The 21,318-nt window shown below is 44.8% G+C and carries 21 protein-coding genes; 7 read left to right on the forward strand and 14 right to left on the reverse strand.

The features are described from left to right. Positions 1–30: 30 nt before the first annotated feature. From BTO30_RS01125 to BTO30_RS01135, 3 genes are all read right to left on the reverse strand, one after another. Entirely contained in the window at positions 31–693 is a 663-nt protein-coding gene (locus BTO30_RS01125) for a ComFC family protein (protein ID WP_075396867.1), read from the reverse strand. Then, positions 690–2,009, reverse strand: coding sequence for an ATP-dependent helicase ComFA (locus tag BTO30_RS01130; protein WP_245796275.1), 1,320 nt, complete (start codon positions 2,007–2,009; stop codon positions 690–692). The genes BTO30_RS01125 and BTO30_RS01130 overlap by 4 nt, the downstream gene beginning before the upstream one ends. A 69-nt stretch (positions 2,010–2,078) precedes the next feature. Then, on the reverse strand, positions 2,079–2,933 hold the full coding sequence (locus tag BTO30_RS01135) for a DegV family protein (protein ID WP_075396869.1): 855 nt from the start codon (positions 2,931–2,933) through the stop codon (positions 2,079–2,081). 202 nt (positions 2,934–3,135) lie between these two features. On the opposite strand from BTO30_RS01135, the gene BTO30_RS01140 reads away from it, so the two are divergent. Then, the gene (locus tag BTO30_RS01140) at positions 3,136–4,038 is read left to right on the forward strand and encodes an EamA family transporter (protein WP_075396870.1); all 903 of its coding nucleotides are present in this window, start codon (positions 3,136–3,138) and stop codon (positions 4,036–4,038) included. A 224-nt stretch (positions 4,039–4,262) separates the two neighbouring features. Here the strand turns inward: BTO30_RS01140 and BTO30_RS01145 are convergent, their stop codons facing one another. The 7 genes from BTO30_RS01145 to BTO30_RS01170 all read right to left on the reverse strand — a co-directional run bounded on the left by BTO30_RS01145 (position 4,263) and on the right by BTO30_RS01170 (position 8,446). Then, positions 4,263–4,835, reverse strand: a complete 573-nt coding sequence (locus BTO30_RS01145; protein ID WP_075396871.1) for a 2-oxo acid dehydrogenase subunit E2 — start codon at positions 4,833–4,835, stop codon at positions 4,263–4,265. Beyond that, positions 4,835–5,032, reverse strand: coding sequence for a hypothetical protein (locus tag BTO30_RS01150; protein ID WP_075396872.1), 198 nt, complete (start codon positions 5,030–5,032; stop codon positions 4,835–4,837). The genes BTO30_RS01145 and BTO30_RS01150 overlap by 1 nt, the downstream gene beginning before the upstream one ends. A gap of 76 nt (positions 5,033–5,108) precedes the next feature. Further along, positions 5,109–5,573, reverse strand: coding sequence for an S-ribosylhomocysteine lyase (locus BTO30_RS01155; RefSeq protein WP_075396873.1), 465 nt, complete (start codon positions 5,571–5,573; stop codon positions 5,109–5,111). Between the two features lie 32 nt (positions 5,574–5,605). Next, on the reverse strand, positions 5,606–6,211 hold the full coding sequence (locus BTO30_RS01160; protein WP_075396874.1) for a YybH family protein: 606 nt from the start codon (positions 6,209–6,211) through the stop codon (positions 5,606–5,608). Between the two features lie 88 nt (positions 6,212–6,299). After that, positions 6,300–6,458, reverse strand: coding sequence for a hypothetical protein (locus tag BTO30_RS16970; RefSeq protein ID WP_169829337.1), 159 nt, complete (start codon positions 6,456–6,458; stop codon positions 6,300–6,302). 126 nt (positions 6,459–6,584) lie between these two features. Further along, positions 6,585–7,265: a response regulator gene (locus BTO30_RS01165; RefSeq protein WP_075396875.1), complete on the reverse strand. Its 681-nt coding sequence runs from the start codon at positions 7,263–7,265 to the stop codon at positions 6,585–6,587. Between the two features lie 14 nt (positions 7,266–7,279). Then, entirely contained in the window at positions 7,280–8,446 is a 1,167-nt protein-coding gene (locus BTO30_RS01170) for a sensor histidine kinase (RefSeq protein ID WP_075396876.1), read from the reverse strand. 315 nt (positions 8,447–8,761) lie between these two features. Here BTO30_RS01170 and BTO30_RS01175 point away from each other — a divergent pair, with 315 nt between their 5' ends. Next, entirely contained in the window at positions 8,762–9,400 is a 639-nt protein-coding gene (locus BTO30_RS01175; protein ID WP_075396877.1) for a YigZ family protein, read from the forward strand. A 96-nt stretch (positions 9,401–9,496) separates the two neighbouring features. Continuing rightward, positions 9,497–10,552 carry an LCP family protein gene (locus BTO30_RS01180; protein ID WP_075396878.1) on the forward strand — a complete coding sequence of 352 codons (1,056 nt, stop codon included), beginning with the start codon at positions 9,497–9,499 and terminating at the stop codon, positions 10,550–10,552. Between the two features lie 58 nt (positions 10,553–10,610). Here BTO30_RS01180 and BTO30_RS01185 read toward each other — a convergent pair whose 3' ends face one another. Next, on the reverse strand, positions 10,611–11,663 hold the full coding sequence (locus BTO30_RS01185) for a glycosyltransferase family 4 protein (RefSeq protein WP_075396879.1): 1,053 nt from the start codon (positions 11,661–11,663) through the stop codon (positions 10,611–10,613). Between the two features lie 257 nt (positions 11,664–11,920). Between BTO30_RS01185 and secA2 the strand changes: the two genes are divergently transcribed. Beyond that, entirely contained in the window at positions 11,921–14,272 is a 2,352-nt protein-coding gene (gene secA2, locus BTO30_RS01190; RefSeq protein WP_075396880.1) for an accessory Sec system translocase SecA2, read from the forward strand. A gap of 5 nt (positions 14,273–14,277) precedes the next feature. Further along, entirely contained in the window at positions 14,278–15,180 is a 903-nt protein-coding gene (locus BTO30_RS01195) for an accessory Sec system S-layer assembly protein (protein ID WP_075396881.1), read from the forward strand. Positions 15,181–15,504: 324 nt separating this feature from the next. Here BTO30_RS01195 and BTO30_RS01200 read toward each other — a convergent pair whose 3' ends face one another. The 3 genes from BTO30_RS01200 to BTO30_RS01210 all read right to left on the reverse strand — a co-directional run bounded on the left by BTO30_RS01200 (position 15,505) and on the right by BTO30_RS01210 (position 19,440). Continuing rightward, positions 15,505–16,779: a C40 family peptidase gene (locus BTO30_RS01200; protein WP_083632228.1), complete on the reverse strand. Its 1,275-nt coding sequence runs from the start codon at positions 16,777–16,779 to the stop codon at positions 15,505–15,507. Positions 16,780–16,947: 168 nt separating this feature from the next. After that, on the reverse strand, positions 16,948–18,939 hold the full coding sequence (locus BTO30_RS01205; protein WP_075396883.1) for a penicillin-binding transpeptidase domain-containing protein: 1,992 nt from the start codon (positions 18,937–18,939) through the stop codon (positions 16,948–16,950). 78 nt (positions 18,940–19,017) lie between these two features. Then, entirely contained in the window at positions 19,018–19,440 is a 423-nt protein-coding gene (locus tag BTO30_RS01210; RefSeq protein ID WP_143331887.1) for a hypothetical protein, read from the reverse strand. Positions 19,441–19,623: 183 nt separating this feature from the next. On the opposite strand from BTO30_RS01210, the gene BTO30_RS01215 reads away from it, so the two are divergent. Next, on the forward strand, positions 19,624–20,034 hold the full coding sequence (locus BTO30_RS01215) for a helix-turn-helix domain-containing protein (protein ID WP_075396885.1): 411 nt from the start codon (positions 19,624–19,626) through the stop codon (positions 20,032–20,034). Positions 20,035–20,143: 109 nt separating this feature from the next. Then, positions 20,144–21,286 carry an MFS transporter gene (locus BTO30_RS01220; protein ID WP_075396886.1) on the forward strand — a complete coding sequence of 381 codons (1,143 nt, stop codon included), beginning with the start codon at positions 20,144–20,146 and terminating at the stop codon, positions 21,284–21,286. Positions 21,287–21,318: the final 32 nt, after the last annotated feature.

The raw sequence follows: 21,318 nt of genomic DNA on the forward strand, positions 1-21,318 counted from the left end.
GTCCTATTTTCATAGGGAACAGCTGAAATGTCAAGCACCGCTTCGGGCAATGGTCACACTTTTCACTGTTGACGCCCCCGCCTCTCCAAGCGCTTCCGCCACCCGCCGGATCGTCGCACCTGTCGTATAAATATCATCAATTACGAGCACCGATTTTCCTCCTGCATCCCCAACCGGATAAAACGTCTGCTCCGAATTGATCCGTTCCAACCGCGATTTTTTCGACTGCTTTTCTGATTCCATTCTCCCAATAAGCGGAATAGACGAAAGGCCGGCTGCTTCAATCAGAGCTTCCGACTGATTAAATCGGCGTTCAAAAAGTCTCGACGGCGGCAGCGGCACCGCGCAAATGAGGTCACATGCCGCTTCTTTCGCCGCTCGGCGCACATCTTCCGCAAAAATGGCGGCGAGTGCGTAATCTCCTCGGTACTTAAAACGGGCAATCAGCTCCTTCATCGCATCGTTATACGAATAAAGCGATATATTGCCCGCAAACAGACTCTCCCCCCACTCCCTGCATTCTAAACAAAGTCCGTCTTCCTCCATCGGCCGCGAACACCAGCGGCAGGACGGACCAGTTATTTTCTCTAACTTTCCCAAACACCTCGGACAAAGAACGGGGGCTTTCGCTCCGAAAAACGGGAGCCATGATTCCATTTCTGTCTCATTTTCGCACAATAGACACTGCTTCATCCGTCAATGAGCCCCCTTTCGATTCCGAGCCGGTTCATCTCCTTGATTTGCCGGATTGCCTTCATCATGGCATTTGTTTTTCCATAATGGAAGAAAACAATATCCCCTGTCGGCCAGCCGGCGCTGCGCCCGGCCCTGCCGGCAATTTGAACGAGTGCGCTTTCCGTAAAAACCGCGTCTTCCGCGCCGATCACGGCAACATCAATACCTGGGAAAGTGACGCCCCGTTCCAGAATCGTTGTCGACAGTAAAGCCGGTATTTCCCGCCGGCGCATCGCTTCGACTTTTTCTTTCCGGAGCGGGTCGGCCGCATGGACACTTTCAATGCGCGGATCTATTTCTTTAAACAGCGGCAATGCTTTTTCCATCGTATCGATATGCGGATAAAAAAGCAGCAGCCGGCTGCCGGCGTCTAATTTTGTTTTTACCCATGAATGAACGGCAGATGGCAAAAGCGACTTTTTCCAGTTACCGCACCATTTCGTTTTTGGCATTGGAAGCGGATGGCGGTGGTAGCGGGCAGGAATAATGGTGGCCTCCCGCTTGCCGGATTTTACTTCCGCCTGCCAGTCGGTATTTGGTGTGGCCGTTAAGTAAATGAGGGCAGAATCTGGCTTTCTCGCTTTTTGCACAGCAAATTGCAGGGATGAATTAAATGTATAAGGGAAGGCGTCGACTTCATCGACGATCATGACATTGAATGCATGATAAAAGCGGTAAAGCTGGTGGGTGGTCGTAATGACGAGCGGACTGTAAGTGTGGAGGTTGGGACTGCCGCCGTACAAGGCTGCAGGCGGTGTATCGGGAAACACACCGGCGAGACGCGGTGCGAGTTCGCGTACCACGTCGGCTCTCGGCGCGGCAATGCATACCCGTTTCCCGGCCGCAAGTGCAGATGAGATGCCATGGAACAATACTTCTGTTTTGCCGGCGCCTGCTACGGCCCAAACAAGATGTTCATTTAAATGGACTATGGCGCGTTCGACGTTACTCGAAGCGATTCTTTGACCGTCTGAAAGAGTGCCTGTCCAATGCATTGTCCCGGCATTTTCGGGATGTTTTGGCGGCGGGCCGATCCAGCGGTACAAGATGGTGCAGGAAGATATTTTGCCCATTTGGATACAATGTCGGCAATATAGGCATAATTGGCTGCACCGGGCGCAGTGGTGGGAGGAGAAATTTGTGGTGTTGTTGCATCGGCGGCAGCGGGGCTGTCCATTGTCCATGTGTATGGCGGGACGGGTGGCGATGTGTTCATCCGGGAGAGTCGGAATTTCTTCATCAATGAGTTCTCTTCCGGCAAAATAAGCATTCATTAAAATAACACTTCCTTTCATAACTTACTATAAATGGTTTTCTCTGAAAACACAAAAAGAAACCCGGCTCTATTCACCAGATTTCTTTTTCGTCCATCCCATGGCGAGCGCCCCTTCACCTAGATGGGTGCCGATGACCGGACCAAAGTGGCTGATGCCGAATTCGGCGTTCGGGAATCGTTTTTTCAATTCGATCATCCAATCACGGGCGGCGTCTTCCCGGTTGGCGTGAATGATGACAGCCTGCAATTTACTGCCTTTTTTGTATTCTTCTTCAAATAAGTCACCAATTCGTTTCAATGCTTTTTTGCTTGTCCGGATCTTTTCAAACGGAACGATGACTTTGTCTTCAAAGTGAAGGATTGGCTTCACCTGCAGCAAGCCGCCGATGAGCGCCTGGGCACTGCTCAGTCTGCCGCCGCGCTTTAAATGGTTCAAGTCGTCCACCATAAAATAAGCGCGCGTCCAGCGTTTCATTTCCGTCAGTTCTGCTATAATTTCATCCGGTGTTTTTCCCTGCTTCGCCATTTCAGCCGCACGCAGCACGTAGAATCCTTGCGGCGCACAGCTCAATTCGGTATCGAAAGAATACACATCCAGACCTTCCACCATTTCGGCGGCTGTCATTGACGATTGGTACGTGCCGCTGATGCCGCTTGATAAATAGATGCCAACAACTGCATCGTAATCGCGGGCAATCTTCTCGTACATTTCGACAAAATGGCCTATAACCGGCTGTGACGTAGTCGGAAGTTTTCCGCCGCCGCTCACTTTTTCGTAAAATTCATTTGTCGTGATATCGAATTCTTCACGGTAAGCATCCTCGCCAAAAATCACGCTGAGCGGGATCATAAATATGTTCAGTTCATCGCGCAGCTCTTTCGGAAGATAAGCCGTACTGTCTGTCAAAATTGCCGTCTTCATCTCCATATACCTGCCTTATTTTTATTTATACTTTCCTTATTTTATCTGAATACCTGTCTTTTTGCACTCCTTTTCAGTTAATATTATAGGATCAAAGGCTAAGATCGCGACTTCCTGTCGCAACGCCTTCGTGACCCACATCACGTGGGCCCTAGGATCAAAGACTAAGAACTTGGCGGCTTACAGCACAAGGAGGGATTTTTTGAAGGGTTTGTTGTTTGTTTTACTCGGGGCCTCTTTATGGGGAACGATCGGGTTGTTTGTACAAGGGCTTTACACATATGCCTTTACGCCAATTGATGTTGTAGCATTTCGTGTGCTCGGTTCGTCCCTTGTTCTTTTTCCGGTGATGGCGCTGTTTCGGCGGGACTGGCTGCGCGTTGATGTACGGGATTTGCCTTTTTTTGCAGGATGCGGCATTGTCAGTATTGCCTTTTTTAATTTATGTTTTTTCATTGTCATGGAGCAGGCCTCCAATTCACTTGCTGTCGTTCTCCTTTATACAGGACCGATTTTTGTCGTCCTGCTGTCGCGATTATTTTTTGGAGAACCACTTACACGCGGGAAGGGGATAGCCCTTCTGCTGACTATCACCGGCTGCATGCTTGTTGTCGGACTCATTCCGTCAGGTGATGCTGCCTTGTCTGTCATAACGATCTTGATCGGACTGCTTTCGGGATTTTTTTATGCTCTTTATTCGATTTCCGGAAAATTTGTGGCAAATCGGTATCACTCAATTACGATTACAGCATATTCAATGTTATTCGGCTCGTTATTTATCGTGCCTTTTTCCGGACTGTTACAAAAAAGCGCGATGATGTTTGAATTTGACGTCTGGCTGAACGGAGCCGGACTTGTCCTTTTTTCCACGATTCTGGCCTATGGATTTTATACGGCAGGTCTCGCGAAAATGGAATCCGGCCGGGCAGCCATTGCGGCAACTGCAGAACCGGTCGTCGCGATTTTAATCGGAATGTTTGTGTTTGGAGACATATTGACGGCCTGGCAGCTCGCCGGAATTGTCTGCATTCTGGCAGCCGTGCTGTTTACCATTGAAAGACAAAAATCCGCTGTTAAAAGGAAAGCGTTGTCTGATGAGCAGTGAAAAAAGGAAGAAGGAGCTGTCACAAAAACGAATCGAGAAAGCTCCTTCTTCCTTTCTTAAGTCTGATTTTCTGATTTTGGGCCGGTTTTCTTCCTCTTTTGGCCGGATTTTCAATGAATCCGGCCTTCATGAACCAGAATCCGGCTGTCATTTCGACAAACCGGCCTAAATGGTACATAATTCGTCCTTCCATCCACTTTTTTGAAACACGCCCGTTTTTACATTTATTCAGCAAGCGTCCGGTAGGGCTGTTCAAGCATCGTTTTAACTGTCTGTAAAAAATCGGCTGCCGGTGCTCCGTCGATGGCGCGGTGATCGAATGTGAGACTGAGCGGCTGGATCATCCGCTTTTCTACATGGTCTCCAATAAATACCGCTTCCGGCATGACGCGGCCAACACCCAGAATGCCGATTTCAGGCGGATTCAGGACGGGTGTAAAATATTCCACATCATATTTTTCTAAGTTTGAGATGGTAAACGTTGAACCTTTTAATGATTCTGCCTGAACGCGCCCACTGCGAACTTCGTCTGCGTTTTCACGGATTCGTTTAGACAGCCCTTTTATCGTCAGACAGCACGCGTCATTAATAACCGGTACCATTAATCCGACGTCCAAAGCCACGGCAATGCCGAGATGAACACGTTCGTGAAAAGCAAGCCGTCCATTTTCAAGAGTCGCATTCATTTTCGGATGTTTTTTCAAAGAGGTAACAACAGTTTTTGCGACGAAATCCGTTAAGGTCAGTTTCACGCCGCGTTCCACGAGTGATGCATTCATTTTCTTGCGGATCGTCATTAAATTGTGACATCTGCTTTCATTGTCAATGTGAGCTGGGCGGTTGTCTGCAGGCTTTCAAACATGCGGTCTGCTGTTACCTTTCTCACGCCGGCGAGCGGTTTGCCTGATGCGGAAGAACGTGTTAACAAAGGTTCCACATCAGCTTTAGGGACAGGGCGGTACCTCATGAACTTATCATTTTTGATATTCGACATAAATGACGCCACCTCCGCTTTACGAAAACGCTTACTTATATTATATATAAAAAATGGACATATTGTCCATTTTTTACTAAGCAAATATTTGCGTCCATTCATTTCGTTTGGCAAGCATAGTGCGGGCGATTTCTTTCGCACCTTCAAGACTGTGGCTCGCCGCCCAGCCGCACTGTACTTCATTGCAGGCCGGCACTTCAGTGGCTTCCAGCACATCTTCTAATGTTTTTTCAATGATGTTCAATACGTCCTCGTAGTCGTCATGGTTGATGACGGCCATGTAGTAGCCTGTCTGGCAGCCCATTGGACTAATGTCCACGATTTTATCCGAATGATTGCGGCTAAATTCTGCCATCATATGCTCCAGTGAATGAAGGGACGGCATTTCCATATGCTCTTTGTTCGGCTGGCAAAAACGGATGTCATATTTCAAAATTTTATCGCCGTTCAGCCCTTCTTTTATACCTGCAAGGCGTACGTACGGTGCTTTTACTTTCGTGTGGTCAAGGTTAAAGCTTTCTACATTCATCTCTTTTGTCATGTTCGATTTCCTCTTTTCTTTTGATTATAAGATCATTCCATCGCAAACAGAGAAATCTGTTTCCATCCGGCGTCTTCTTTTTTGAAAACCATAATCTGACGCGTTGTCTGGCTGACTTCTTTGCCGGTGCTTAAATCTTTTGATGTCGATTCCATGTTCATAAACACGTTGGCCGTTTTCGTTTCATCCTCGTATTTAATGATCATCGGATTGAGCGGTTTCATGGAAACGTCGAACGTATCAAATACTTTTTGGACGTATTGCTTTTCTTCCTCATAGTTAAATGATTCCGGTGTTTCAGAAATGGTCGACATGTATGCCTCCACATCTTTATTGTTGAATGATTCGACCTGCTTGTCCAAAACAGCTAAAATAGCGGCCTTTTCATCAGCGGGTACGTTTTCCGCTTCTTCAATCGGCGCTTTCCCCGTTTGTGTGCCCGCCTCATTATTAGTAGTTGATTTTTCATCGGCCGTTACACCTTCTGATTGATCATCAGATGCTGTATGTGTGTCCTGCGTCATTGTGTTTGCCGGTTCCCCATCGTTCGTCGAGTTGGCCGAATTTGTTTGTTCATCGTCACCGCAGCCCGCAAGCAGTACGCCTATGATGAGCAATGCCGTTATCCATTTAGTCAACGTTGTTGCACGTCCTTTCTTGGTCTACTTGTATTGTAAAAGAAAAACGGTCCGCGCTCAACCGGCGCGAACCGTTTTTCCGATACAATCAATAAAATGGCGGACGGCCATAAAAAAAGGGGCCCAGCAAACTGCCTGTCAATCCGCCAAAGAAACCGCCGATTAACGGTCCCTGGTTATAAAATGGCGGGTACGGAGGACGGCCATAATAAAACGGCGGGCCGGGGCGGTGATAATAAGGACTCACGATATATTCCCCCCTTTTGAGTTCCCTCGTTCCATCATATGCACTTGAAAGAAACAGGGTGAGGGACACAAAGGCAATGCGGCATACCGCCGATTCGCCATTGATCCATATAAGGAGCCTTTATTTTTACCGCACTTCAACCCAACCTTTTTTAATAGCCGTTACAACGGCCTGCGTACGGTCGTTTACACTCATTTTCTGTAAAATGTTGCTGACATGATTTTTGACCGTTTTTTCACTGATATACAGTGCTTCGCCAATGCCGCGGTTGCTTTTGCCGTCCGCGAGCAGCTGCAGTACTTCGCATTCGCGCCGCGTCAGTAAATGAAGCGGACGAACAACTTCCGATTGCTGGAATCCTTTCCCTTTTCCATCATCATTAGAAAGACGCCGGTAGTCTGCGATTAAATTGTGCGTGATGCGCGGGTGTAAATACGATCCGCCGTCAGCCACTACTTTGACCGCTTCCACAAGCTCCTCTGCATCCATTTCTTTCAATAAATAGCCAAGTGCGCCTGACTGAAGCGCATGTGTGACGTAGTTTTCATCATCATGAATCGATAAAATAATGACTTTTGTCTCAGGGTATTGATCAATTAAAGTTCGGGTCGCTTCCACGCCGTTTACTTCCGGCATATTGATATCCATAATCACAACGTCCGGTTCATACTGTTTAACAAGTGCAAGTGCTTCCGAACCGTCATCTCCTTCTGCAACCACCTCGAATGTTTCTTCAAAATCAAGAATTCGTTTTACTCCTTCACGGAATAGCTGATGGTCATCAATAATAATAATTTTCGTTGTCATCGTTTTTTCCCCCTCTAATTCAATGTCTGCTTCAGCACCGGCACGCTGATTAAGACAGCTGTGCCTTCTCCCGGCTTGGAATGAAGCGTAATATCGCCTTCAAGAAGCTCCACCCGCTCTTTCATTCCCATTATGCCAAATGAGCCGGATTTTGTTTCATTTACAGAAAACCCTTTTCCGTTATCCTTCACAACTGCCAATATATGGTCCTTCTTTATTTCCAGCTTTACTTGTATGCGTGATGCATCCGCATGTTTTAATGCATTTTGAACGGATTCTTGAATAAGACGGAACAGCGCTACTTCAAGTTTTGCCGGAAGGCGTTTATCCATTCCGATATTCGTAAATTCTATATCCGGCGCTCTTGAGTTGGATCGGTTATATTCACTGACAGTCGCTAAGTACTTTTTCAGTGTGGGAATTAGTCCTAAATCATCGAGCGCCATCGGACGAAGATCATAAATAATCCGCCGTACTTCATATAAAGCAGAACGCACCATTTTCTTTAAATCACGTATTTCTTTAAAGGCTTCCTCCACACCGCGTTCACGGTACAGCTTTTCAATTAAGTCCGAACGCATTAGCACATTTGCCATCATCTGCGCCGGCCCGTCGTGAATTTCACGGGAAAGCCGCTTCCGCTCTTCTTCCTGCGCTTCCATTACCTGTAATCCAAATGCCTGTTTAAGGCGGGCGTCTTTTAGCGCCTGTCCAAATTGTTTCATATCTTGAGTCAAATAATTCAACACAACGGCAGTCTGCGAAACAAGATGTTCCGCGCGCTCAATCGTCGTTTGCACTGACAAGAGACGACGGTCAAGATCATTACGCCGGTCAATGAGCTGCTTTTCATTTTGACGCAGAACAAGCAGCTTCATTTGCAAATCATGCGCTTTTTCATACGCTTCCCGCACCACTTCTTCCGAATAAACAGAAAAATTCTTACTGACTTCAGATAAACGGCGGCGGGCTATTTTTACTTTTCGTTCCAGTTCTTCCTGCTCAATAATCGAAAAATGAATATGGCTTTTGACGAGTTCGAGCTCGGTCATCAGCGTTTCATAATCGGCTCTGCTTTGCTCGGCGATTGAAAAGATCTGATCTTTACTTTGATCGACCGTTTCAACCATTTTATCAAGTATCGTATCAAGCAGTTTCGTCTCATCATTTCGTATCGACATAAACGATCCCTTCCCCGTTCTTTAAATACCTGCCCGAAAGACACGGACTCTTTTACAGGATGCTGTATCTTTTGAAGGCGGAAAAAATACGCAGTTCTTTTTAATTGACTAAAAAAAGACCCGGTGAAAACCTCACACGGAAAGGACAATTTTATTATAGCATTAGATTAAATGTCGAACATTAAAGTTTATTTACGTTTCGTTTAAAAGTATTTCGGAGCATGTCTCTTTTCATCCTGACTTTTTTCCTTTACGATGATTAACAGTAGTTAATACCCTATTTCTTCATTCTTAAACCAACTGGAGGAAAAATCATTGTTATCTTACTATAAAACCGTTAAAGGTTATGGCGAGATTGAAATCGTTATTCAAAAGTCACGATTCATCGCCTATGTGGATAGAGTGGAATCTGCGGAGGAAGCACAGGCGTTTATTGAGCGTATTAAAAAGCAAAACTGGAATGCCACACACAACTGTTCAGCTTACATGATCGGTGAACACGATCAAATACAAAAAGCAAATGACGATGGCGAGCCGTCCGGAACAGCCGGCGTTCCCATTCTGGAAGTCATTAAAAAGCGAGGGTTGAAAGATACGGTGATTGTGGTCACTCGTTACTTTGGCGGCATTAAACTCGGCGCCGGCGGCTTGATTCGCGCGTACGGGAAGTCTGCTTCGGAAGGGCTGAATGCGGCCGGCATTGTCGAACGCCGGCTTATGAAAGTTGTCACCGCTTCGATTGATTATACGTGGCTTGGGAAAATCGAAAATGAGCTTCATTCTTCTGTTTATGAAATAAAGGAATTGCGTTATGCAGAGAATGTCGAAGTGGATGTGTTTGTGGAAGAGCAAAATGTTGCTGCTTTTTGTGAATGGATGACCGAACTGACAAATGGTCAGGCAGCATTTACAGAAGGCGGTTTGCTGTATATGGAAAAAACAGCGGCAAATTAAAAAAAATTTACGACACTCCTGTTTCATAGTAAAATGAAAGGTAGCTTTTTCTTTCGAAATTTGTCTAAAAAATCACCATTTAAAGGAGAAAAATATATGGCTTCAACTAATCAGCGGATGGGACGGCGGCGCAAAAAGACACAAAAACGCCGGATCGTCTTTTTCACTTTGTTTATTCCCTTTCTGCTTGTTGCCTTTACATTTGCAGGATATGCGGCAAACTTACAGAAAAAAGCGGCAGATGTTTTTACTGACTCCTATGAAGACGACGGACGCGACAAATCAAAATTGCGCGATGCGGACGTTCACCCGCTTGAAGATAACATTTCCATTTTATTCATGGGTATTGATGATAATGAACACCGCAATTACGGAGATAATACCCGGACGGACGCACTTGTTCTTGCTACATTAAACGTGGAAGACAAGACCATTAAAATGCTCAGCATTCCGCGCGACACATATGCGTATATTCCGGAACTGGATCAATACAACAAAATCAATCACGCTCATGCAACGGGTGGGCCGATTTCAACAATTGAAACAGTTGAAGAATTGCTTGAAGTGCCGGTTGATTATTATGTACGGATGAACTTTTACGCATTCGTTGACGTTGTTGATGCATTAAACGGTATTGAATTTGATGTTCCGTTTGAAATACAAGAAAAGAATTCAGATGATAAACACGGAACGATTGATCTTAAACCGGGCGTTCAAACGCTAAACGGTGAAGAAGCACTCGCTCTTGCCCGCACGCGCAAGTATGATAACGACATTGAACGCGGCAAACGTCAGCAGGAAATTTTACAGACGATATCGAAAAAAGCTCTTTCGCTGAATTCCATCACGAAATATGATGAAATTTTAGAAGCAGTCGGTTCAAATATGCGGACAAACATGACATTCAGTGAAATGAAATCACTTATTGAATACGGAAAAGGCGGCAACATAGATTTTGAATCATTAACACTGCTGGGATATGACGATTCAATGAGTTCAGGCGCATACGTCTACCGTCTTGATGAAACAGAACTTGAAGTCGTCAAAGGCAAGTTACAGCGCCATCTTGAGATGAAGCCATCTTATTCTGATTTTGATCAGGATGAAAGCAGCGATGATGAAGAAGATGCCACATACAGCACAGCCGAATAATTCTCAACATTCATAAACAACAAAAACCCGCTGAATGACAGCGGGTTTTGTTGTTTTCTTACAGGTTCTTTTTTGTTCCGCTTCTGACAAAATTTAAAAGCGGTTTATAATCATTGCTGATTAAGCCGACACTTTCAACGAACAGCTCAATCGCCAGCGTAATGACGGCAATCATAATAATGGCGCCCCAGACTGTCGCCATCGAGAAAATAATGGCAGCAAGGCCGAACATCAAAGCAATGGCGTAAATAATTAAAACGGTTTGTTTATGCGTATAGCCTGTACGGAGCAGGCAATGATGTAAATGAGATTTATCCGGTGCTGAAATCGGCTGGTTGTTCAGCTTCCGGCGGATAATGGCAAAAATCGTATCTGAAATCGGCACACCAAGAATAATGATCGGGATAATTAATGACACGACGGTAACGTTTTTAAATCCGAGCAGTGACAGAACTGAAATAATGAAGCCGAGAAAAAGCGCTCCTGTATCTCCCATAAAAATTTTTGCCGGATGAAAATTATATTTCAAAAAACCGATGGCGCTTCCTGCCACAATTAATGCGACGCTCATTACATACAAATCGCCTTTCATAAAGGCCATTAAGCTGATCGTTAGCAGCGCAATGGTGGAAACCCCGGCTGCAAGACCATCGAGGCCGTCAATTAAGTTAATCGCGTTCGTAATCGCCACAATCCATAAAATAGTCAGCGGAATGCTAAAGTAGCCAAATTCAATCGTTCCGCCAAATGGCAGTTTGATGAAATCCATCTGAACGCCGCCGTACACGACAACAATGGATGCCGCAAGCAGCTGACCGGCAAGCTTTACTTTTGCCGACAGTTCGAACCGATCATCCAGCACACCGGTTAAGATGATAATAAAGCTCCCGATGATAATGGCGCCGTTAAACGGAGAATCGGGACGCAGCACAATCATGCCGATTAAAAAGCTGATAAAAATCGCAAGGCCGCCCATACGCGGCATAATCCGCTGATGCACTTTCCGGTAATTAGGCTTGTCAACAGCACCAATGGCAAAGGCAAACTTTTTTACGAGCGGCGTAATCGCAATGGATGCCAGCACGCAAATAATAAAGGCAAGTAAAACCATGTTGTCCTCCCTCTGTTAATTCAGAAGCATTTTTTATATATGTTGCAAATCGATATTTTTTGGAGCCACATGACGCGGGTCACAAAGTCGCAGCGATAGCCTGTACAATGTTAGACTTTAATCTTTCCCCAACATATTATAAAGGCAAAGTCATTTTATATCCACCAAAAACCGAGAAAAAGAACGTTATATTTTCTTTCGCCTTGTCTTTTGATAAGATAAGAGGATGGAAAGTTTTCCGGGGAGTGAAAAAGAAAATGATTTCTTTATTTCGAAAAAAAGACGCCGGTGACCGGCATATCAAAGCATACAAAAAAATAGTGGATGTCATTAATGGATTAGAGCCTGCTATAGAGGCCCTGACAGATAAGGATTTGCGCGAAAAAACAGCGGAGTTTAAAGAGAAATTAGCAAGCGGCGCGTCTATTGACGACATTAAAGCTGAAGCATTTGCGGTTGTCCGCGAAGCCGCAAAGCGAGTACTGGGGATGCGTCATTACGATGTACAGCTCATCGGCGGGCTTATTTTGACCGATGCAAACATTTCGGAAATGGCTACAGGTGAAGGAAAAACACTTGTCGCTTCATTGCCTAGTTATTTGCGCGCACTTGAAGGAAAAGGCGTTCATGTGATCACCGTCAATGAATATTTGGCCAAGCGTGACCGCGATACCATCGGGCCGCTTCATGAATTTCTCGGCTTAACCGTTGGATTGAATTTGCCGATGATGGACCCTGCCGATAAACAAAAAGCCTACCTGGCGGATATTACATACGGTGTCGGCACAGAATTTGGATTTGATTACTTGCGTGACAACATGGTGTGGCATCCATCCCAGCGCGTCCAGCGCCCCTATCATTTCGCCATCATTGATGAAGTGGACAGCGTCTTGATCGATGAAGCAAAAACACCGCTCATCATCGCCGGCAAAATGCCGCCGGCGGCTGATCTTCATTATATCGGCGCGCGTGTAGCGAAGCGATTCGTACGCGACGTCGATTACCAGCTCGATGACGAAACGAAAGCGGTCAGCCTGACAGAAGAAGGCATTGAAAAAGTGGAAAAAGCATTCGGTGTCGATAACCTTTATGATATCGAGCATCAGACGCTGTACCATTACATGATCCAGGCTGTCCGTGCCCATGTCATGTTTGAGCGGGATGTGGATTATATCATAAAAGACGGGGCAATTTTGCTCGTTGACATGTTTACCGGCCGGACCATGGAGGGACGTACATTAAGTGACGGTCTTCACCAGGCAATCGAAGCGAAAGAAAATCTTGAAATCACGGATGAAAACAAAACACAGGCCTCGATCACTATTCAAAATTACTTCCGTATGTATCCGTTTTTATCCGGCATGACCGGGACGGCCAAAACAGAGGAAAAAGAATTGCTTGAAGTATACAATATGAATGTATATAAAGTGCCGACAAACCGGCCTGTTCAGCGTGTCGATATGCCGGGACGCATTTACCGGACAAAAGAAGACAAATACAAGGCAGTAACAGAAGAAGTGGTTTCACGTCATCAAAAAGGACAGCCTGTACTAGTTGGAACAACTTCAATCCTCCAGTCGGAAAAGATTGCAGATTACTTTGAAAAAGCCGGCCTTTCATTTGAAATCTTAAATGCAAAAAGTGTCGAACAGGAAGTTGAACTTATTTCACGGTCCGGACAGCGGGGTCACATTACGATCGCCACCAATATGGCCGGACGCGGAACAGATATTTTACTTGGTGACGGCGTTCCTGAACTGGGCGGGCTGCATGTTATCGGAACAGAGCGCCATGAAAGCCGCCGTATTGACAATCAATTGAAAGGGCGTGCCGGCCGTCAAGGCGATCCCGGTTCAAGCGAATTTATCATTTCACTTGAAGACGATATGTTCCGCCGCTTTGCAAAAGATGATCTTGTAAAGCTCGAGAAGAAACTGCAGACAGGAGAAAATGGACTTGTCTTGAACAAAAAAATGCATGAATTCGTTGACCGTGTGCAGCGTATTGTCGAAGGCGCCAACTTTGCCATGCGTGAGTATAACTTAAAGCTCGACGATGTTATTAATGAACAGCGGGGCGTGATTTTTGGTCTGCGCAATGCTATTATCGACGAAGACTCCCAGCAGGAACGCCTTGTGGATATGATTAAACGGGCAGCACGGGAAGAAATTGATTTCTATTGTCATGAAGATAAGCCGGCAGAAGAATGGCAAATCGATCTTTTGTCCGGTCATTTACAGACAATGTTTGGCGGGCGGCCTGTACCCTTTCCGGAGGAGCCTTCGAGCGTGAAAGAAATCGCTTCAGCAGTTGAATCGGTTCTCGCTCCTTATATTGACTGGGTCAATGAACAGTACAAGCCCGAATGGGATAATCATGTAAAGCGCATTATGCTGAGTGACCTGGACAAAATCTGGGTGGATCATCTGGAACAAATGACGCGCTTAAAAGAAGGAATCGGCCTCCGCCATTATCAGCAGGAAGATCCGATGCGCATTTATGCACGGGAAGGGTTGCAGCTGTTCCAAAATACGTACCGTGATTTGCTGCGAAACATCTCGATCAAAACAGCTGTGCTTATCAATGAATTAACAAAAAAGGAGGATTAACCTAAATGCTGTCTTTTTTTAATCGAAAAGGAAAATCCGATACAGATTTGAAAAATGATGGCCGGGAAAGTGCTGTATCCGCCGGTGAAATTACCGGTGATGCCGCCGCATCCAGCAATGAAGACGTGACGACAGCACTGTCACTCCATCCATCGCTCACGGTCCCAAAAGAACAAATGTATGTGCTCCGCTTTTTAAATAACGAACTGCCGCCATTAAAGCGCAATCAGCTGTCATTATCCGGGATTGAATGGAACGAGCAGACGTCAGGAATTGCAGTATCCGCTTTTGTCCGCAACACCGTTGAGCGTGAAATTTCACTCGGTGAAGTGCGATTACTGCTGCTAAACGAAAAAAATGAATTAAAGGCACGCCACACGTTTCATTTAAGTGAACTCGGCACACTTCCGGCTGATTCAAGCCGCCCGTGGACATTTATCTTTCCTGCCTCATCTGTCGATGAAAAGGTAGAGCTCGGAAAAGAAAACTGGTCAATTGCCTTTGATTTAACATCCCGCCAGCATAAGCTGGAGCTCGATCCAAAGTGGGAAGAATCACTGCCGGCTGAGGAAAAAGAAAAGCTTAAAAAAATTGTCGAGCAGCTCGGTGACCCGCAAAAAGACGAATTAAATTTTACCGGCTTAAGCGCGAATGCACTTGAAAACGGCAATCTTACTGTTGCCTTGCTAATCCGCAACGGGTATGAACGGAATATCAATATCGAAAAATTGCCGCTGCAGCTTATCGATGCGGCCGGTGATACAGTCGCAGAAGGCCAGTTTAATATCGGTCAGCTAGAAGTCCGTGCGAATACAACGAAGCCATGGACATTTGTTTTTCCAGCTTCTCTTATTCAAAAAGAAAACGCTGATCTCTCAAAATGGAGTGTTAAAGTGACACAAAAATAAAAAAACCGGCGAGTGATTTTCGCCGGTTTTTGGCATATAAAAACAGGAAAAAAGCACCTGTCACACAGACAGATGCTCACAGCTTTTTACCAACCACGTTCTTGCAAAACGAGTTATTTACATACAAAACGGTAACTATATATATTTTATCACATCTTTAATGACTTACAACTGTTATTTTAACGAAATGAGTACGACTACTGGCTTATTGCATCTAAAAAGGAACTATAGTATTATTTTAAGCTGTCTCCAGTACATGCACATTCTTACTAAAGAGTAAAATGAATGAAAAAAAACGGCCTCGAAGTGAGCCGTTTTTTTTCATTAGTAAAATCGTTTAAAGCTGTCGAATTTCGATGCAAAGTAGGAATTGCTCAGACTTGAAACCACGATTCCCTGCGAAGAGCTCGCGTGGATAAATTGATTTCCGCCTATATATATGCCCATATGGGAAATACCTTCTTTATACGTATTGCTGAAGAAAACAAGATCCCCTGCTTTCGGACTCGAAATTTCGTAAGATCGGTTGTAAAAACCTTCTGTATTTGTCCGGCTTACATTTTTCCCCGCCTGCTTGTACGCATAGTAAATGAATCCGCTGCAGTCAAAACCGGACGGTGACGAACCGCCCCAGACATACGGAATACCGAGAAGTGAATTTGCGACGCTGAGCAGGCTGGCGCTTGAATACGAACCGGAAGACGGATTACTCACTTTTACCGGATTGACAGACGGCGAGCCTTCTTTTGACACCCCTGCAACCTTCAATTTTTGTCCGGCAAAAATAATGTCAGACTTTAAGCTGTTCATTTGTTTCAATGCAGCGATTGTCATGCCGTGACGGGAAGCGATTAAGCTGAGTGAATCGCCGCTTTTCACCGTATATGTGCCGCTGTTCGTCGTTGGTGCCGCCGGTCTGCTGCTCGTTGATGTTGGCTGAGGCGTTGGTGCTTGTCCGCTTACTTTCAGCTTTTGGCCAACGTAGATGACATCCGATGTTAAGCCATTCAATTGTTTCAGCGAAGCAACTGTTGTTTTATATCGGGATGCAATCGCTCCCAGTGAATCACCGCTTTTTACTGTATACGTACCGGTTGATGTGGTTGTGGCCGGCTTATTCGCAGTTGACGGCTTTGCTCCTGTGACAGCCGGTGCTTTTCCGTTCACTTTCAGCTTTTGACCGACATAAATAATATCCGATTTTAAACCATTCAACTGTTTTAATGAAGCGACCGTTGTTTTATATCGGGATGCGATCGTGCCCAGTGAATCGCCGCTTTTCACCGTGTACGAAGAAACAGATGCCGCGGAAACGACGGCCGTTTCCTTCAATTGTTTATTTGTTTCTAAAATTTGCACGGCAGCCGTTTCTTCCGTTTTGCCTTCTGCCGGGATCATCAGTTTATCATTAATCGAAAGACGATCCGACTGCAAATCATTCATTTCCATTAATTGAACGACGGTTATCTTATATTGATTAGCGATGCTGAATAGCGTGTCTCCTTCTTTTACTTTATAAAGTTCCGAAGCATCCGCAACAGCTGCCGCCCCAGTTGAAATAAAAGCAGCCGCTGTCAGCGACACAACCGTTTTCTTCATCAACCGCTCCCCACTTTCTTTTTACCGTGTTGTTTCTTCTATTACGACATCATTTTCGCCCCCTTTTATCAAATTCCTTCTTCACAGAAAAAAATGGTAGTATAGTTTCATAAAATAATATGGTTTTTATGATGATCGATTTACAAATTTCCATATATTTAACTTTTATTAATAATTCTTCCATTCGACAAAAAAGTCGCTTACTTTATTGACTGCTGCTTTACTGCCGCCTTGCCCTGCGGCATCTTCCACGAGTAATGCGATGACAAAATCAGGCTCATTTGCATCGTATGCGACAAACAAACCGTTTTCTTTTCCTGTTGTTCCCTGTTCGGACTTTATTTCAGCTGTGCCTGTTTTGCCGGAAATCGCCATTCCTTCTACATTTGCCGCTTTCGCCGTACCATTTTCGACAACACCGCGCAGTCCTTTTCGTATAATCGCTGCCTGTTCATTTGTCACAAGATCTTTTTTCCAGACAGATGGTTTTTCATGAAGCAAAAGAATCGGTTTCATCATATTTCCTTCATTTAAGAATGTGCCGTAAGCGGCAGCAAGATGGGTCATGCTTGTTAACACCTCACCCTGTCCATACCCGGTATCAGCAAGCAAAATCTCGCTGTCAAACTCACCGCTGTTAGACAGCTGAGATGCACGCAGCGGATAGGTGAATGGGAATTCTTCACCGAAGCCGAACGATTCCAGTCCTTTCTTCATCTGCTCAGCTCCTGTATCGAGAGCAGCCATTGCAAAATAAATATTATCGGAAGCCACAAGTGCGGACTCAAGTGTAACAGGCGCTGTTGATTCACTGACACGGGTCACATAATAATTGCCCCATGAAGAATCTTTTTGCCACTGTAACCCTGCAATTTCTTTACCGGACGCCGGATCAAGCTTTCCTGCTCTTATTGCGGCAGCTGCCGTAATCGGCTTAATGGTTGAACCCGGTGAATACGCAGCTGCAAATCGATTCAACAGCGGCTGAAGCGGGTCGTCCTGCAGCTGCGTATACCGCTCACCGGAAATTCCGCGCGAAAATTCATTCGGATCGAATGATGGCGATGAGAGCGCTGCAAGCACTTCTCCTGTTTTCGGATTAACAGCCGATGCTGTACCCGCTTCCCCGCCCATTTTGGCATACATTAATTTTTGAAGTTCCGCATTGATCGTCACCTGCATATCTTTTCCGTTTTTCGGCTCCGTTTTCGCAATAATGACCGGTTCTTCTTTTTCTTTTTCAATAAAGATTTGTACTCCGTCTTTTTCTTTCAGCTCTTTTTCAAATAACTGTTCGAGACCTCGTTTTCCAATTTGATCTCCTTCTTTGTATCCTTTATTTCCCTTCAATTCTTCCGCGTTAATCTCACCGACATAGCCTGTTAAATGAGCGGCTGACGGTCCATATGGATAGACACGAACGGCCTTGGAAGAAGTGGTTGCGCCTGGAATCGCCGTTGCTTTTTGAACAAGGGCATCTTCCCCGGAAGCCACCGTTTTAAGCGGCACAAAGTAACCATCCTGCACCCAGCTTTGCGCCAGCTGTTCATTGATCTCTTCGATGGACAAGCCAAGCACACCAGCCAGCTGCTTTTTCCCGGCATCATCCATTTCACCGGCTGTTGCGCCGATTTGAACGGCCGTGCCATTTACGGCAAGCGAGCTGCCGTTCCGGTCAAAGATACGGCCGCGCTCTCCTTCAAGTGTTTGAATACGGACTTTATCTCCTTCTTCAAGCTCCGGTAAAAAATAAGATGGATCCCAGTCAATAAACCACTCTTCTCCATCCTCTGTTTCTTCAAGCTTCATGACCGCTTCTTTTTCAAAAGAAATATTGCCTGCAGCCGAATCCATGTCAACAGCAAACGGCAAGCGCACCGTCTGCTCATTGTCTTTTTGAATATCCTGATCTCCTGGAATGACGATATCTTTCACACTTAATTCCAAGTCATTATTCAACTTTTCATATCGTTCGATAAAATCCTGTTTATTCATTTGTTGTTTCGTTTCTTCCGTAAAATACGTATACATGTCTTCAAAATTTCCTGTTTTCCATGCGTTAATATAGGAGGAAAAGCGGTCTTCCGGCGCTTTTGGTCCTCCGCATCCGCTAATCAGCAATACCGCAAACAGTAAAAACAAGACGGCAATTTGTTTCATCCTCTTCACTCCTTTACCATGTCATGAACATTATATCAGATGCAAAAAAGCAGCCATCAAAATGCAGGCTGCTGGTCATTATTTTGTTGGAATGGTAATCATACTGACCCGTTCTTTTTCAAGCAGGATACTACCGCTAATTGACCGGGGTGACAAAAACTGCAAAATATTCCCTTTTCGAATAAAAAATTGACTGGCGATAGAAGAAATCGTATCAGCAGATAAATAAGACGGCGACAAAGCAATGACATGAATATACCCTTTCTTCAAACAGTAGTCGATCATCAACTCTTTCAAGATGCCGCTCTCTGCAGCTATGATTTTGATTGTTCCTCTTTCGCCAAGCACCCATTCTTCATTCATAACTGGGGATGGCTTCATAAATTCCGTATCCACAATGAGATCTTTTTGATACATTGTCATCATGCGAATACAGCAAGCTGCATTTCGTTCGACTAAAAACACAAGTGCTCCGTCCGTGCGTCTTTTTGACCGGTCCATCTCCAGCCTCCCGTTTCCATTTTTTGAAACTATTACTTGATTTTCGACAATTTCCTCCATTTTCCTTTCATTCTTTTATCTCATTTAAGAATTTTTTTAAAAATTCCATTTCATCATAAAACTGTATTCCATCAAAAAAATACCGGTAAAAAAAAAAAAAAAACAGTCTGAGGAGTTTCATGAATGCAGCTGAATGAATTATTGAGGTATTATCGAAAAAATGTGCTGAATATTTCTCAGCAGGAGATGGCAAAACGATTAAACATATCGCAGTCAAGCATTTCCAAATATGAACGTGATGGCACCGGTATTGAGAGCAGCATGCTTGTACGGATGATGAATGCCTATCAAATTCCAAAGCCTCTTTTCATGCAGGCACTGTTTGAAAACAGCATCGACTACGAAACACTGTCTGTCCGCGAGCATAAAAAATCAATTTTCGAGGAAGATTTCCTTTTTTTCGAGAAGCTTTTTAACGATTATCCAAATTTAAAAAAGGAACTGTATCATCTAGCCTATATGAATAAAAAAGACCGCGATAAGCACGCAAAAGCGATTACAGCGATGATCAAAGCCCATTTATCGGTTACGTAAAAAACAGTTCTGTCCAATCCATTCAGAACTGGTTTTTTTATTTTGTCTCCGCGGAGTGATTCCTTTTTCGCTATAATGGTTAGATGACACCAAAATAAAGGACGATTTGATGTTTTATACTGCACAATTCTGGCTTTCCATCACGTTTTTCGCCTTTTACTTTTCTTGGGGCATTTTTATGCCGTATTGGAATGCATGGCTCATTTCCGAAAAACAGATGAGCGTTGAAGCGGCTTCTTTACTTATCGCAGCCGGCCTTCTTGTACGGGCTGTCTCAACATTTTTTGCCTTTCCGGCGCTCAGTGCAAAGTATCCCTCAGGAACACTATTAAAATGGTTTACCGTTCTTTCTTTATTGACGGCCATGTTGTTCATTCCTGCTTCCAGCTATTCCGCGCTGCTCATTGTCATGATTTTATTCAATTTTATTTACCCGATCATGATGCCCATGGGTGACAGCATGGGCGCGCTGTTAATGAAAACCGATCGCATTCATTACGGAAAAAGCCGGTCGTGGGGTTCCATCGGTTATACCGTTTCTGTTTTAATCATTGGTGTGGCAACCGCAGTATTTACAGACGCAGTGATTTTATATATGTTCATTGCGAGTACGCTTTTCATGATTGGGGCGGCCTTTTATTACACCCCTCCTGTTCTTCGTGAGCGCGGTGAATTACGGCGTGTCCCATTGCGGCAGCTGTTTCGTTCGAAGCGATTTGTTACAGCTCTTTTGGTTTGTGTCTTGATTCAGGGAGCTCATGCTGCTTATTACAATTATGGCGTGCTGTATTTGCAGCATCTTGATGTAAGCAGTGTATGGATCGGTGTCATATTAAATATTGCGGTCGCTGCAGAAATTATCTTTTTCAGTGTGGCGGACCGATTTTTGCGCCATACTAGTGTTCCAGCCATGTTTTTTGGAGCGGCGATTGCGGCTGTTATTCGTTGGACCATGATGTTTTTATTTCCGGCCGTGACTGTTTATCTATTCGCGCAATTGTTTCATGCGCTGACATTCGGTCTGGCGCATTACGCATTTATCCGCCTTTTATATGAGGAGTTTGATTCTTCGGAAATTCCTGCTGCACAAGGTGTTTACTCATCACTCGGTATGGGGCTGAGCGTCGCTGTGCTGACATTCGGAGCCGGTTATTTATATGAAACGTCGCCGCAGCTTGCCTTTTTGGGTATGTCATTCGTCGCTTTGCCTGCTGTTTTGATCAGTTTTTTTATGTTAAAAGGAAAAAGATAAGAATTTTCAGTCATTTTCCAACCCAAACGTGT

The organism is Domibacillus antri, assembly GCF_001936625.1.
GTDB classification, from domain to species: Bacteria; Bacillota; Bacilli; order Bacillales; family Domibacillaceae; genus Domibacillus; species Domibacillus antri.